The sequence below is a fragment of the Pantoea sp. y20 genome (assembly GCF_054903455.1).
Genome location: NZ_CM142816.1, coordinates 3,512,403 through 3,526,486 on the forward strand (window position 1 = coordinate 3,512,403; position 14,084 = coordinate 3,526,486).

At 57.5% G+C, this 14,084-nt stretch carries 10 protein-coding genes; 1 reads left to right on the forward strand and 9 read right to left on the reverse strand.

The features are described 5' to 3' along the window. Nucleotides 1-29: 29 nt before the first annotated feature. From ACYAC5_RS16260 to olsF, 5 genes are all read right to left on the reverse strand, one after another. Complete coding sequence (locus ACYAC5_RS16260) at nucleotides 30-2,873, reverse strand: bifunctional diguanylate cyclase/phosphodiesterase (RefSeq protein WP_192412104.1); 2,844 nt, start codon at nucleotides 2,871-2,873, stop codon at nucleotides 30-32. A gap of 201 nt (nucleotides 2,874-3,074) precedes the next feature. Next, nucleotides 3,075-4,811: an ABC transporter permease gene (locus ACYAC5_RS16265; protein ID WP_462062024.1), complete on the reverse strand. Its 1,737-nt coding sequence runs from the start codon at nucleotides 4,809-4,811 to the stop codon at nucleotides 3,075-3,077. 2 nt (nucleotides 4,812-4,813) lie between these two features. Continuing rightward, nucleotides 4,814-5,794 carry an ABC transporter substrate-binding protein gene (locus ACYAC5_RS16270; RefSeq protein ID WP_370445570.1) on the reverse strand — a complete coding sequence of 327 codons (981 nt, stop codon included), beginning with the start codon at nucleotides 5,792-5,794 and terminating at the stop codon, nucleotides 4,814-4,816. 34 nt (nucleotides 5,795-5,828) lie between these two features. Next, nucleotides 5,829-6,896, reverse strand: coding sequence for an ABC transporter ATP-binding protein (locus ACYAC5_RS16275; protein WP_192412107.1), 1,068 nt, complete (start codon nucleotides 6,894-6,896; stop codon nucleotides 5,829-5,831). Between the two features lie 566 nt (nucleotides 6,897-7,462). Beyond that, nucleotides 7,463-9,163, reverse strand: a complete 1,701-nt coding sequence (gene olsF / locus ACYAC5_RS16280) for a bifunctional ornithine lipid synthase OlsF (RefSeq protein WP_101761816.1) — start codon at nucleotides 9,161-9,163, stop codon at nucleotides 7,463-7,465. A 275-nt stretch (nucleotides 9,164-9,438) separates the two neighbouring features. On the opposite strand from olsF, the gene ACYAC5_RS16285 reads away from it, so the two are divergent. Next, nucleotides 9,439-10,059 carry a response regulator gene (locus ACYAC5_RS16285; protein WP_101761815.1) on the forward strand — a complete coding sequence of 207 codons (621 nt, stop codon included), beginning with the start codon at nucleotides 9,439-9,441 and terminating at the stop codon, nucleotides 10,057-10,059. 35 nt (nucleotides 10,060-10,094) lie between these two features. Here ACYAC5_RS16285 and ACYAC5_RS16290 read toward each other — a convergent pair whose 3' ends face one another. Genes ACYAC5_RS16290 through ACYAC5_RS16305 form a run of 4 tightly spaced genes read right to left on the reverse strand, consistent with a single transcriptional unit; the run spans nucleotide 10,095 to nucleotide 13,976 of the window. Beyond that, the gene (locus ACYAC5_RS16290) at nucleotides 10,095-10,799 is read right to left on the reverse strand and encodes a proteasome-type protease (RefSeq protein WP_101761814.1); all 705 of its coding nucleotides are present in this window, start codon (nucleotides 10,797-10,799) and stop codon (nucleotides 10,095-10,097) included. A 17-nt stretch (nucleotides 10,800-10,816) separates the two neighbouring features. Then, the gene (locus ACYAC5_RS16295; protein WP_101761813.1) at nucleotides 10,817-11,617 is read right to left on the reverse strand and encodes a transglutaminase family protein; all 801 of its coding nucleotides are present in this window, start codon (nucleotides 11,615-11,617) and stop codon (nucleotides 10,817-10,819) included. Then, nucleotides 11,614-12,543, reverse strand: coding sequence for an alpha-E domain-containing protein (locus tag ACYAC5_RS16300; protein ID WP_101761812.1), 930 nt, complete (start codon nucleotides 12,541-12,543; stop codon nucleotides 11,614-11,616). Before ACYAC5_RS16300 ends, ACYAC5_RS16295 begins: the two co-directional genes overlap by 4 nt. Further along, nucleotides 12,537-13,976, reverse strand: coding sequence for a circularly permuted type 2 ATP-grasp protein (locus ACYAC5_RS16305; RefSeq protein ID WP_101761811.1), 1,440 nt, complete (start codon nucleotides 13,974-13,976; stop codon nucleotides 12,537-12,539). Before ACYAC5_RS16305 ends, ACYAC5_RS16300 begins: the two co-directional genes overlap by 7 nt. Between the last annotated feature and the right edge of the window lie 108 nt (nucleotides 13,977-14,084).

The following is a 14,084-nucleotide window of genomic DNA, read 5'->3' on the forward strand; positions in this document are numbered from 1 at the left end:
CGCCCGACATGTCGGGCGTTTTTTTATGCCTATTCCAACTCTTTCAACCGCAACTCCGACGGCTGCGGACGGCCAAAGAAATAGCCCTGGAATAGCGTACACCCCTCTTCGCGCAGCTTCGCAAACTGCTCGCCGTTCTCCACGCCTTCAGCGGTAATTTGAATATCGAGGCTGCGGCTCATGCCGGTAATGGCGCGGATAATCGCCAGCGCCTCGCGGCTGTCGCCCATATCGTTGATAAACGACTTATCGATTTTGATTTTGTCGAACGGGAATGAACGCAGATAACTGAGCGATGAGTAGCCGGTGCCGAAATCATCCAGCGCAATCTGCACGCCAAGCGTTTTCAAACTCTGCAAGGTGCGGATATTACCGAGCGTGTCGTCCAGCAGCACTGATTCGGTGATCTCCACTTCCAGCCGATGCGGCGCCAGCCCGGATTCCCGCAGCGCACCTTCCACCACCGACACCAGCGAGCTGTTTTTAAACTGCAGCGGCGACAGGTTCACCGACACCGATTGTTCGGTGTTCCAGCTCTGCGCTTCGCGGCAGGCTTCATACAGCGCATAGGCGCCGAGCATGTGAATCAAACCGGTCTCTTCAGCGATCGGGATGAAATCGTTCGGCATGATCAGCCCTTTGATCGGGTGATGCCAGCGCATCAGCGCTTCATAGCCGATGATGCCCTGCTCGTTGGTAATCGGCTGATAGTAAAGCTTAAGCTGACGACCAGAAATCGCATCACGCAGATCGTTCTCAATCACGCGACGGCTGCGCGCCTGATTGTCCATCTCAATGGTGAAGTGTTCGAAGCGATTGCGGCCATTACGTTTGGCTTCGTACAGCGCCATATCGGCGCAGCGCAGCATATGCTCCGGCGTGTTGGTGGCCTGCGAGGTGAGCGCGATGCCAACGCTCAAGCCCACCGACAGATTATGCCCTTCAACGTTGATCGGCGGACGAATCGCCTCGATCAGCCGCTGCGCCACCACCGCCGCTTCATCGGCAGCACGAACATTGGGTAACACGATGGCAAACTCATCGCCGCCAATGCGCGCCAGCGTATCGTGATCGCGCAGCGCGCTGCGCAGGCGTTTTGCGACCACGCGCAGCAGGTCATCACCAATCTGGTGGCCGAGTGCATCGTTGACGTTTTTGAAGTTATCAAGATCGAGACACAGCGTGGCGCTGACCTGGTGGTTCTGACTGTCGACGCGCAGCGCTTCACTCAGCTTCTGGCGGAACAGCACGCGGTTCGGCAGGCTGGTGAGATTGTCGTGATGTGCCATGTGACGAATGCGCGCATCGGCTTCACGCTGGTCGGTCACATCCTCAACAATCAGCATCACGTAGTTCTGACGCATATCTTTGCCGCTAATGGTGGTGGCGCGCGTATGCAGAATGCGCTCGCCGCCCGCCGTCAGCAGCAGCTGTTCGCGCGAGTGAATGCCTTCGCTGCGCAGCGCCACATCCGCCAGGCTGTTGAAGTAATCCCCCAGCTCCGCCGACATACATTCGTGCGGGCGCTTATGCATGATCAGCGCTTTATTAATGCCAAACAGCTGCTCGGCTTTGTCATTCACCATCAGGATTTCACGGCTGATGGCATCTTCAACGATCACGCACGAGGGAATATTGCTGATGATGGTGTCGAGAAAACCCGACAGCTCCGACATTTTCGCGCTCTGCGACTGCGCCAGATCCCGTGCGCGCAGCAGCTGCTGCTCGTTCTCACGCCGTTCGGTGATATCGCGGGTAATTTTGGCGAAACCGATCAGTTTGCCGCTTTCATCATGAATCGCTTCGATAACAACGTGGGCCCAAAATGCCGAGCCATCTTTGCGGTAGCGCCAGCCTTCATCTTCAAAACGCCCGGTTTTCAACGCAATGCCGAGGTTAGCTTCGGGCGCATTGGCATGACGTTCCGCTGAACTGTAAAACACCGAGAAGTGCTGACCGACAATCTCGTCAGCCAGATAACCTTTGGCGCGCTGTGCACCGTTGTTCCAGTTCACCACGCGGCCCTGCACATCCAGCATATAGATGGCGTAATCGCGCACGCCTTCCACCAGCAGACGGAAGTTCTTCTCCTGCTCGTGTTGTTTACGCAGCAGCGCCTGTTGTTCGGTGCAGTCGCGGGTGATTTTGGCGTAGCCAATCAGCTTGCCGGCATCATCACGAATCGCGTCAATGATGACATGTGCCCAAAACGCGCTGCCATCTTTGCGGTACCGGTAGCCTTCATCTTCGAAACGACCGGTTTTGAAGGCGGTGGTGAGATTTTTTTCCGGGATATGGTTTTTACGATCCTGGGCGCTGTAGAAGCGTGAGAAGTGCTGTCCAACAATCTCTTCGGCAACGTAGCCTTTCGCGCGCTGTGCGCCTACGTTCCAGTTTTCCACGTTGCCGTCCAAGTCGAGCATATAGATGGCGTAATCACTGACGCCTTCCACCAGCATGCGAAAGCGCTGTTCCTGCTCGCGCTGTTTGCGCTGCTGCTCTTGCTGCTCGGTGCAGTCACGGGTGATTTTGGCAAAACCCAGCAGCTCACCAAACTCATCGCGGATAGCGTCGATCACCACATGCGCCCAAAACGCGCTGCCATCTTTACGGTAACGCCAGCCTTCGGTTTCAAAGCGCCCGGTTGCTGTCGCGGTCGCCAGTCCGCGCTGTGGCGCGCCGTTTTTACGATCGTCTTCGCTGTAGAACAGCGCAAAATTCTTCCCTACGATTTCATCGGGCGTGTAACCTTTGGCGCGCTGCGCGCCGCTATTCCAGTTCGCCACCGTGCCATCGGGTTTGAGCATGTAAATGGCGTAATCCACCACGCTCTGTACCAAAAGTCGGTACATGACGTCAGAGTTATTATTCATTGTTATTCGCCTATTGCTGGGCTGGTATCGTTGAAAACTTAAGAAAATTCTTAATTATCATGCAGACTTAAGCGCAAATACGCAGCGCTGACAAGCGCTATTCATCCGCAGACAAATGTTGGTAGGTAAGTTATCGGCAGTGGCGAGAAAATGTTCAGTAGGATACTTCACAAATCATCATACGTTGACGGCAGGCTGGCGTTACGCTTGCCACGGCAAAATGCCGTGCGGCAGGCGTTGCGTCAGGCGTGTGGCGAGCGCCATTAATAAGCAAACCACCACAATCATCAGGCAGCCCACCGCCGCCGCCAGCGACGCGGATCCGCCTTCATCAAGGAATACGATGGTCGGTCCGATGGTTTGCGTTTGCGAGGTGACCAGCAGCACCGAAACCTGGATTTCATTCAGCGCGGTGAGAAACACCAGCACGCTGCCCGCCAGCGCCGACGGTGCCGCCAGTGGCAATAAGATGTCGCGCATGCGGCGCAGAAAACCGGCGCCGCACAAACGTGCCGCTTCATCTAATGCCGGTTCCAGCTGGGCGAATCCGGCCAGCGTTGGGCGCAGCACCAGCGCGAGGAAGTTCGCCAGATAGGCGGCAAGGATGATCCACACCGTGCCATACAGCGAGACATTGACGATCGGCAGCGGACGCAGGAAGAACAGCATCGCCGCTACGCCGGTGACAATGCCCGGCAGCGCGTAAGTCAGTTCACTCGCCAGCCACAAACCGCGCACTAATTTGGTTCGCCGCCAGCTGAGGAAATAGGCGAGAAACAGCGCGCAAACCGTTAAAATCAGCGCCGCCAGCGTGGTCAATCCGAGGCTGGTGAGAAACGCCTGTCGCACCGCCGGATAACCCCACAACGCGGCGCAGAAGTTCTCCAGCGTCAGCGTTTGCCAGCTCAGCGCCTGGCCAAAACCGCTGGTGAGCGCGGTGATCAATAGCGCGCTGAGCGGCAACAGCAAGGTCAGCGCCATCCACAGCCAGGCGACGCCCTCAACCGCCATACGCCCGCGCCCCAGCGATTGCTGCCACAGGCGCGGTGCACCGTTGACGCGCACATCATGGCGTCCGCCCAACCAGGCGCTGGCCGCCATGCCCGCCAGCGTAATCACCGCAATCAATAACGCATACACCGCGGTGTTTGGCAGCGCGCTCGCACCAATGCCATTCAACTGCTGATACACCAGCGTGATCAGCGTTGGCACGCGTGCCGGAATCCCCAGCATCGCCTGAATACCGAAGTTGCCCGCCGCCGCAACGAAGGTCAGCGCGGCACCGGCAAAAATCGCCGGTCGCGCCAGCGGCAGCACAATGGTGAACAGGATACGCGCGCGTGACGCACCGCTGGCCTGCGCCGCTTCCACCAAATCGGCGGGCAAACGGCGCAAACCGGCGCGCACGGTGAGGAACACCAACGGCGCATTGTGCGTGCCAAGCAGCAGCACAATGCCGGTTAAGGAGTAGAGCGGCTGCTCGCCGGGCGCAAACCACGGCAACTCAAGCGTGGCAAACAGCAGCGCCAGCGGACTGCTCGGAGCCAGCGCCTGCAGCCAGGCCAGCGCCGTCACCTGCGGCGGAATCATCAGCGGCAGGATAAACGCAAACACCCACGCGGTTTTGGCGCGCAGATCGCTAAGCGCCACCAGCCACGCAGCGGCGGTGCCGAGCACCACGGAAATCAAAGTAGAACTGAGCGCGATGAGCAACGTATTGCCGCTGGCGATCAACACGCGATCGCTCGCCAGCAGGCGCGTTAAGCGTGCGATATCCGGCACGCCGCTGGGCGCAATGGCGGTCCACACCAACCGCATCAGCGGCGCCACCGACAGCAAACCAATCAGCAGCACCAGCAGCGCCAGAATCAGCCGTTCGCTGTTAACGCGCGGCGCTTTGCGCGTCACATTGCGCCATTCGTTGCTCAACACGCTCATGCTTAGCCACCAAACAGCGCGCTGAACCGATCGCGCACTGCCGCATCTTCTTTGATCGCTTTCGCCACGTCCGGCGACAGCAGCTTGATTTTATTGATCGGCGTGAAACCTGCCGGTGCTGAGACGCGATCATCCACCGGACGGTTGCCCTGCTCGACCACCAGCTTCTGGCCTGGCTCGGAAAGCATAAAGTTAACGAAGGCTTTGGCGGCCGGCAGGTTGTGCGCGGTTTTCATGATGGCAACCGGTTCGGTGACATACGACACGCCCTCTTTGGGATAGACCAGATCCACCGGTGAACCCTTTTTCTTCGCCAGAATCACGTCGGCGTCGGTGATGATGCCGTACTTATCCAGCCCGCTGGCGACCGCCTTCAGCGCCGGGCCGTTGCCGCCCTGCGGCGCGATGCCGATGGCCGCCAACTTTTTGTAGAAGCTCCAGCCAATCGATGGCGTGTTGATATCGGTGTGCAGCTTGTAGAGCGCCGCGCCGGAGTAAAGCGGGCTTGGTACCGCAATCTGCCCTTTGTTGGCTTCCACCGCCAGCGCGTTCCAGCTATCAATCGGCTGCGCATGCTGGGTGTTGTAGGCAATTACCGTGGCGATGATTTTGGTGCCGAAGAAGGTTTTGTCTTTGTCGTAAAACGATGGATTGATGTGGCTAAGCGGCGCATCGCTGTAGCTGTAGAGATGGTTTTCGTTTTTCAGCGCGCCGAGGTTGATGGCGTCGGCAATCAGCAGCACATCCGGCTTGGCTTCGCCGCTCATCATTTCGGTGCGCAGCACGTTCATTAACTGCGTGGTGCCGTTGCGCGTCCACTCGACCTGCACATTGGGATAGGCGGCTTTAAACGCATCCATGGTTTGCTGGGCAATTTCGGGTGCCTGCGAGGTATAAACCACCAATTTCCCTGCTGGCGCCTCGTCGGCAAAGCTGGCGGCAGAGATTACGAATCCACTGGCTAACATCAACACGTTGAACATCGTACGCATAGCATTTCCCTGAAGGTTTAGAAGATTAAGAAGGAAGAATCCAGCCGTCACGCAGCGCCACACCCACGGTGGCGTCGACAACGGGTAAAGGCTGATCGGCCAGCAGCAGCGTGATGCTGCATTCGGGCGCGGCCAGCGGCGTCACGTTGAGCTGATAGTGGCCGCCGCGATAGATCACCCGCTGCACGCGCGCGGCAAACTGTGGTTCGCCCGGCGCGGCTAAGTGGAAATCCACTGCGTGAAAACTGGCTTGCGCCTGCGGCTGCGGGCGCTGATGCGGCGCGCAGCGTAACGACACGCGCATACCGCACAGGGTGGCATAAGCGCGGCCCTCGCCGAGCGGTTCGATATCGCTGATCGGCAGCACTTTGCCGTCGTCAATAAAGCGCGCGACCATGGCGTTTGCCGGTTCGCGCCACAGCGTTTGCGGCGTGGCGAACTGCATCACACGGCCGGCATCCATCACCACGATGCGATCGGCCAGCGCCATCGCTTCATGCTGATCGTGGGTGATGTAGAGCAAGGTGGCGTGACTGTGATGATGGAAGCGGCGGAACTCCTCTTCCATGGTGGCGCGCAGGTGGACATCGAGGTTGGCGAGCGGCTCATCGAGCAGAACTAAGGTCGGTTGCGCCACTAAACAGCGCGCCAGCGCCACGCGCTGACGCTGACCGCCGGAGAGATCGGCGGGACGACGGGCGGCGAACGCTTCCAATCCCACCAGCTCCAGCGCCTGCTGCGTGCGGCGCTCGCGCTCGGCACGCGCGACGCCGTTCACTTTCAGGCTGTAGGAAACATTTTCCGCCACCGTCATATGCGGCCACAGTGCGTAGCTCTGGAACACCACGCCAAGCTGACGATCTTCCGGCGGCAGATGCACGCCCGGCGCAGCGAAGCAGCGTTCGCCCACGTGGATCTCTCCGGCATCGGCGGTTTCAAAACCGGCCAGCAGGCGCAGCAAGGTGGTTTTGCCACAGCCCGACGGGCCCAATACGGCGATAAATTCCCCCTGCGCAATCTGCAGTGAGATGTCTTGCAATACCGGCTGCGCCGCAAAGGATTTGCGCAGCCCGCGCAGTGTGATTGATGCCATGTTTCTGGCCTTTCGCTAACCGTCCGGCTAAGACCCTACGACACTGTGATGACGATTCCATGACATTGAAGCTGGTCGCCCTAAATGGCGTAATGCTTGTCTGATAAGCAGCGCGCTGACATCGCAGGGGTATCGCCCGCTAAGCATCCAGCAGTATCAGAATGCCTGGCTTGGTTTTTCGAGAGTCTGCATTTATGCGCATCTGGTTGCCATGAATGGCAATCCCAGGGGATTCATAGCGATTTTGAGTTAAGAATACGCACCACTGCTGCAGCGAGGGTGTGGGGGCGACATCCTAACCCGCTGAACGAATGAGAGATTCCAGGGCGAGCCGCAGGGATGCGGCGAGAGGCGGCGCTGAGCAGGAGCGAATCGCCGCCGGTCCGTCAGGAATCGTGAATGAGTGAAGGCACCGCGAAGCGGCGGGTTGGGCTGGCGCAAGGCCCGGGAGTGCAGAGGGCGCGGCCAGGCGTCCTCTGCTCGGTCGCCGCACCGAAGTGCTGCAACTGCCCAGGTTCAAGGCGAACGAAAGCCGCTCCGTGCTTAACTAAGCGGCATGACGCGATTCACAGATGCATGCCGATATAACGCTCATAGCGCGCGGGCTTCACCCGCGTGAGATCCACCAGCACTAAGCCATCAATACAGTTATTGAAATCGGGATCGCTGCCGAAATCGATAAACTGCACGCCGCCCGGCTCGCACACCTCGGAATATTGCTTGTAGAGCGTGGGAATGGCGGTGCCGAGATTCGCCAGCAGATGTTTCAACCGGCGTAAATCTTCGCTGTAGTTATCGCCGGTGAACTGCGCCAGCACTTCCGGTAACGAGGCTGGATAAGGGCGGCGTGAAGTCGCCAGCGGCAGTTCGGTAGGGAAATAGAGACGATAGAACGCCACCAGCAGATCGCGCGCCGCCAGCGGCATGCCGCCCGAGATCGAGACCGGACCAAATAAGTAGCGGGTTTCGGGATATTTAGCGATGTAGGCACCAATGCCCATCCACAGATAATCGAGGCCGCGTTTGCCCCAATAGGCAGGCTGAATAAAACTGCGGCCCAGCTCCAGACCTTGGTTGATGATCGGCAACATGCGCTCGTCGTAGTGGAACAGGCTGTCGCTGTAGATGCCTTCCAGCCCACGACGCTCCAGCTGCTCGGCGCCCGGAATAAAGCGATAGGCGCCGACGATCTCCAGCGCATCGTCGTCCCACAGAATCAGATGATAGTAATCGTCATCGTATTTATCGAGGTCGCGACGCCGCCCGCTGCCCTCACCCACCGCGCGGAATGCCACTTCCCGTAAGCGCCCGAGCTCACGCAGCAGCGGCACCCAGCTGGCACCGTTGCGTCGCCACAGGTAGATCTGCTTGCCATCCGGCAGCGTGCCGAGTCGCTCGCTCTCCATCAACGCTTTTTTCAGTTCGGCGCGATCTTCCGGCCGCGCAATCGCCGCTTCGGTCTGAAACAAGCCGCGTCGTCCCTGACCAATGCGATACAGATGTTTGCGCAGCCGCTTCGCCAGCTCTTTGCCCGGCGTGTGGCCATCATGCCAGTTGGCAAACGGGATCTGTTCGCCGATGTGTAACTTAATGCGCGAACCGCGCTGACGAAACATTTCGCGTACCAGCATCAGTAGCGCGAGCGGCGAGGCAATTTTTGCGGCGGCGTAAAATGCCAGGCTGTTGCGCCCCACCACGTGCACCGGCACGATGGGCGCGCGAGCGCGGGCCGCGAGGCGTAAGAAGCTGTGATGCCAGTGACGATCGCGCACGCCTCGGCTGGAAAGGCGCGACACTTCACCCGCCGGGAAGATAATCAGCACGCCCTGATTATCGAGATGCTGCTGCATGCGCGTTAGCTGTTCGCGGCTGGTACGGTTGCCCATGTTATCCACCGGCAACATCATGTTGTTGATCGGCTCCAGCATCATCAACATGCGGTTGGCGACAATTTTCACATCGCGTCGCACCTGCGAAACCGCCGCCAGCAATGCTAAACCATCCAGCGCACCGAGCGGATGGTTGGCAACAATCACCACCGGGCCACGCGTGGGTATCTGCTCCAAATCGCGCTCGCTCAGTTCACAGCGCACATCAAGATGCTCCAGTACCTGCTCCACCATATCCACGCCTTTCAGGTGACGATAGCGGGCGGCAAACGCCTGGAATTCATGTTCGCGAACGGCCCATTTCAGGGCGCTTTTCTGCCAGTTTGCCGGTTGATGACCTGGCCAGTAGGTATCGAGAAGCTGATCAACGGAAAACATCATTCACCTTTTACACGCAGCGGTTTATCGCCTCGACGTTAAAACGGCTTGTTTTCAGATTTATGACTGCGGCGTCGTGAAAGCCTAAAAAGCAGCCACTTGCATTGTTCTTGCGCATAAAAAACAAAAACTGACCTTAAAACCCCAAATTCAAGACATGACTTAAAGCTTATTGTTAAGCAGCGTGAATTAATCTGGTCACACCAGTTAAATAGTTTGTTAAAGGGTGTTTTAACTTTGCGTTTATTTTTTATTTTTTCCTCTGGGCTACACATATGATTCATTCGGTATTTATTGTTGATGACCATCCGTTAATCTGTACGGGCATTCAGGCATTACTGCAGTCATATCACTACGCCATCGCTGGCACTGCTAATAAAAGCGATCTGTTAATTACCGAGCTGCATAGGACTCGTCCGGACGTTTTGCTGCTCGATCTCACCATGCCTGGGCGCGCTGGCATTCCGTTGATTACGGACATTAAGCGCGCGTTGCCAGACCTCAAAATCATTGTTTATACCGCGTCAGAAAGCCTTTTTTATCAACGATGTTGCTTGCAATTAGGCGTGGAAGGCTATGTGTGTAAACGCGGCAATTTAGACACTCTCCTTACCGCAATAAAAGAGGTGGAATGTGGTAAGCGTTTTTATCCGGTAACGGAGGAAGCGGCCGAGGTAAACGAGTTAATTGAGAGTGAAAAATTGATGAGCCTGACGCGCCGGGAACTGATGGTGTTGGTGAAACTGGCGTCGGGAATGACAAATAAAGAGATCGCCTCACAATTGCAACTCAGCAGTAAAACAGTGAGTACCTATAAAATAAAAATCCTGCGTAAATTAGGTTTAAAAGGGATTAGTGGCATTAATATGACAGCAAAATTGAATGAGTTAGTGTGAAAAACCTGGTCGCCATTCATGGCGACCCCACTCAATTAGAGTTTTAACGGTGGCAGCTGCGAAAACACGCTCAACAATCCTTTGCTCCACAGCTGACGAATTTGTGAAAAATAGGGATGCTGTTCGGTGATGTGATATTGCTCGCTATCGCTGAAACTGTCGGTGCGATAGACCATCACATCCAGCGGTAATCCCACCGAAATATTACTCGCTAACGTGGAATCCATTGAAATCAACGCACATTGCATCGCCTGACTGAGCGGCGTTTCATAGCGCAGCACGCGATCAATAATCGGTTTGCCGTACTTGCTCTCACCAATCTGGAAATAAGGCGTATCAACGCTGGCTTCGATGAAATTGCCCTGCGGATAGATCTGGAACAGACGCGGCTCCTCGCCACGAATCTGTCCCCCCAGCAGCAGCGTGCCGCCAAACTCCTCGCCATCGCGCTTGATCACCTCGCGCAGCGTTTCACCCACCATCAGCGCAATGTCATACAGCGATCGTCCATTCAGCAAATTGGGTTGATCGTTATCGCCGTTATGCCGTCGCAGCAGGCTCAGCACGCTCTGCGTGGTAGCCAGATTGCCAGCGCTTTGCAGCACCAGCGTGCGTTCATCATCGACCTGAAACACATGCAGTTTACGGAATGAGGAAATATGATCGACGCCCGCATTGGTCCGCGAATCAGAGACAAAAATCATCCCTGACGATAAACGCATTGCCACACAATAAGTCATAGTTACGCCTGTTCTGATTACTGCTGCGCATGCACCTGAAGCACCGCAGCCACCGCCAGCATATCTTCACCGCCGCCGCCCAGCCGCATACCGCGCACCGGACAGGCATCGAGATAATCCACACCAACCGCCAGACGTAAATGCTGGCGCGTGCTGCGAGTATTATTGGTGATATCAAAGCTGTGCCAACTGCCATCCAGCCAGGCTTCAACCCAGGCGTGAGTGGCGACGTGCTCAACGTTTTCAGTATAGAGATAGCCGCTTACATAGCGCGCCGGAATTCCCAGAGTGCGACAGCAGGCGAGAAACACGTGGCTGTGATCCTGGCAAACGCCGCTACCGGCGGCAAATACTTTCGCGGCGGTATCAGTTACCTGGGTGCTGCCGGGACGATACGGCATCTTCAGCAGCAATTCATCCATCAACTTTTCCAGGCTGGCGAGCGGCTTTTCCGGTCGCCAGTAGCGCTGGGCAAACTCGCGGATCTCGGGATTGGGCAGCGTCAGCGGCGTGGCGCGCAGAAACACCAGCGGCGACAACGCGCACTCCGGATCGGGTGCCCACTCGCCGGCATCAAGGATCTCCACCACACCGCGCGCGGCGATATCGAGTTGCTGATGCGGCGTATCCAGCGTTAGCACATGCATCACGTTGCCGTAAGCATCCTGCGTGCAGGTGGCTGCGCAGGGCAGCTCCAAATCCCACGAGATAATTTGCTGATGCACCGAATTTTGCGGCGTCAAACGCAGATACTGGGTGCTGAGTGTCACCTGCTGCTCGTAGGCGTAACGGGTTTTGTGCTCGATGTTCAGTCTCATTTCGCCTCCAGATAAGTGTGATTGATGCTGTCTGCCAGCGCGTTCAGGCGCGTCAGGAATGCATTGAGCCAGTGCGTTAACCCTTCCTGGGTCAGGCTTTCCCAGGTACTAAACCTGATTTCCGCCAGCAGCACGGTGATCAGATAACGCGGACGATCTTCGCCGCTGCTGCCGATCTGCTCGAGCTGGGTAGCGATCTCATCAATACAGGAGTGCAGCGATCGCGGACTTTCACTGCGCAGGATCAGCATCTCATTCACCAGATCCGGTAACAGCTGCTGCTTAAAGATGGCGTTGTAGGCTTCACGCGCCGACACCGCGCGCAGCAAGGTGTCGAGGCGATAATATTCGCGCACCGAATCGGACTGTTGTTCCAGCAGTTGCTGATTGACGCTCAGCAAACGCGCGGTGCCGTCGCTGCGCTCCATCAGCGTGCCGATGCGGATAAAACTCATGGCATCACCGCGCAGCAAGGTGCCGAACATCGCGCCACGAAACAGGTGCGAGCGCTCTTTCACCCAATCGAAAAAGCTATCGGCGTTGGCGCTGGTAATGCCGCGCCGCCGCGTATTGCGCATCTCAATCCACGTCGAGTTGATGCTCTCCCACACTTCCGACGATAAACTGCCGCGCACCGCATGCGCATTGTTCCACGCCTCCTGCCAGCAGCTGAAAATGCTGCACGGATTGCGATCGTCGAGGGCGAAAAAGTTGAACAGCTGCGGCATGGTGAAGCGGCCGTTGAGGGTTTCAAACAGTTCACGCGTGCCGGTGAGATTAAGCGGCAGCAGCAGATCGTCGCCCTGGTCACCGCGCACCGGCATTAACGACAAACGGTTGGTCACGTCTAACACGCGAGCGAGTTGTTCTGCGCGCTCAAGATAGCGCGCCATCCAATAAAGGCCACTGGCCGTGCGGCTTAGCATGATGCGTCATCCTCCAGAACCCACGTGTCCTTGGTGCCACCGCCCTGCGACGAGTTCACCACCAGCGAACCTTCATTCAGCGCCACACGGGTTAAGCCGCCGGGCACCAGACGAATATCCGCGCCGCACAGCGCAAACGGGCGCAGATCGATGTGGCGCGGCGCGAGGCCGTTATCGATAAAGGTTGGACACGTGGAGAGCGATAGCGTGTCCTGCGCGATGTAGTTTTCCGGGCGCGCTTTGAGGCGATCGCGGAAATCACTCAGCTCCTGCTGGCTCGCCACCGGGCCAATCAACATGCCGTAACCGCCCGCGCCGTGCACCTCTTTCACCACCATTTTCGCCAGGTTGGCCAGCACGTAGGTGAGATCCTGCGGTTTGCGGCATTGCCAGGTGGGTACGTTATTGAGGATCGGATCCTCATCGAGATAGAAACGGATCATGTCCGGTACGTACGGATAGATCGATTTGTCATCGGCGACGCCGGTGCCGATCGCGTTCGCCAGCACCACGTTGCCGGATCGATACACCGACAACAAGCCCGGCACGCCGAGCATCGAATCCGGGCGGAACGCCAGTGGATCGAGGAAGGCATCATCAACGCGACGATAGATCACATCGACTTTGCACGGCCCGGCGGTGGTACGCATCATCACCGCGCCATCTTTGACGAACAGATCGGCGCTCTCCACCAGCTCAACGCCCATCTGCTGCGCGAGGAAGCTGTGCTCGAAGTAGGCGCTGTTAAAGCGGCCCGGCGTCAGCACCACCACCACCGGATCGTTGACCGGCGAGCTTTCGCGCAGGGTTTGCAGCAGATGCGAAGGATAACGCTCTACCGGCGCGATGTGCTGCCCGGCGAACAGTTCCGGATAGAGGCGCATCATCATCTTGCGGTTCTCCAGCATATAGGAGACGCCAGACGGCGTGCGCAGATTATCCTCAAGAACGTAATATTCGCCGTCGTTATTGCGCACCATGTCTACCCCAACAATGTGCGCGTAGATGTGGCGATGCAGATCGACGCCTTGCATACAGGGCTGATATTGATCGTTCACCAGCACCTGTTCAGCGGGCACGATGCCGGCTTTGAGGATCAGTTGCTGATGGTAGATGTCGTGAAGGAAGGCGTTGAGGGCTTGTACCCGCTGGCGAATGCCGCGATCGAGCATCGCCCACTCGCTGGCAGGAATGATGCGCGGCACGCTGTCGAAAGGAATTAAACGTTCCGCGCCGCCGTCATCACCGTAGACGTTGAAGGTGATGCCGACGCGATGAAACAGCAGTTCCGCTTCTTCACGTTTGCGCGCCACGGCCTCTTTGTCCGCCTGTTGTAACCATTCCCAGTATTGCTGGTAGTGAGCGCGGTGTTGGCCATCGCTCAGCCACATCTCATCATAGAATTGTGATGCTATCTGGTAGCTTTCTTTCATGATTTACCCGGCGCTTGTCAGAGGACCTCACTCTCTCCTGCACAAACTGTGCCAGAGGCTTGCCCCGGTAAGGCACACGCGCCGCGTCAACGGAAATGGCTGTTTTGC

Bases quoted from the DNA above. Each gene is read 5' to 3' on its own strand.
- ACYAC5_RS16275 (WP_192412107.1), bottom strand. From the start codon at position 6,896: ATGGCATCAATCACACTGCGCGGGCTGCGCAAATCCTTTGCGGCGCAG.
- ACYAC5_RS16260 (WP_192412104.1), bottom strand. From the start codon at position 2,873: ATGAATAATAACTCTGACGTCATGTACCGACTTTTGGTACAGAGCGTG.
- ACYAC5_RS16300 (WP_101761812.1), bottom strand. From the start codon at position 12,543: ATGCTAAGCCGCACGGCCAGTGGCCTTTATTGGATGGCGCGCTATCTT.
- ACYAC5_RS16285 (WP_101761815.1), top strand. From the start codon at position 9,439: ATGATTCATTCGGTATTTATTGTTGATGACCATCCGTTAATCTGTACG.
- ACYAC5_RS16305 (WP_101761811.1), bottom strand. From the start codon at position 13,976: ATGAAAGAAAGCTACCAGATAGCATCACAATTCTATGATGAGATGTGG.
- ACYAC5_RS16265 (WP_462062024.1), bottom strand. From the start codon at position 4,811: ATGAGCGTGTTGAGCAACGAATGGCGCAATGTGACGCGCAAAGCGCCG.
- ACYAC5_RS16270 (WP_370445570.1), bottom strand. From the start codon at position 5,794: ATGTTCAACGTGTTGATGTTAGCCAGTGGATTCGTAATCTCTGCCGCC.
- ACYAC5_RS16290 (WP_101761814.1), bottom strand. From the start codon at position 10,799: ATGACTTATTGTGTGGCAATGCGTTTATCGTCAGGGATGATTTTTGTC.
- ACYAC5_RS16295 (WP_101761813.1), bottom strand. From the start codon at position 11,617: ATGAGACTGAACATCGAGCACAAAACCCGTTACGCCTACGAGCAGCAG.
- olsF (WP_101761816.1), bottom strand. From the start codon at position 9,163: ATGTTTTCCGTTGATCAGCTTCTCGATACCTACTGGCCAGGTCATCAA.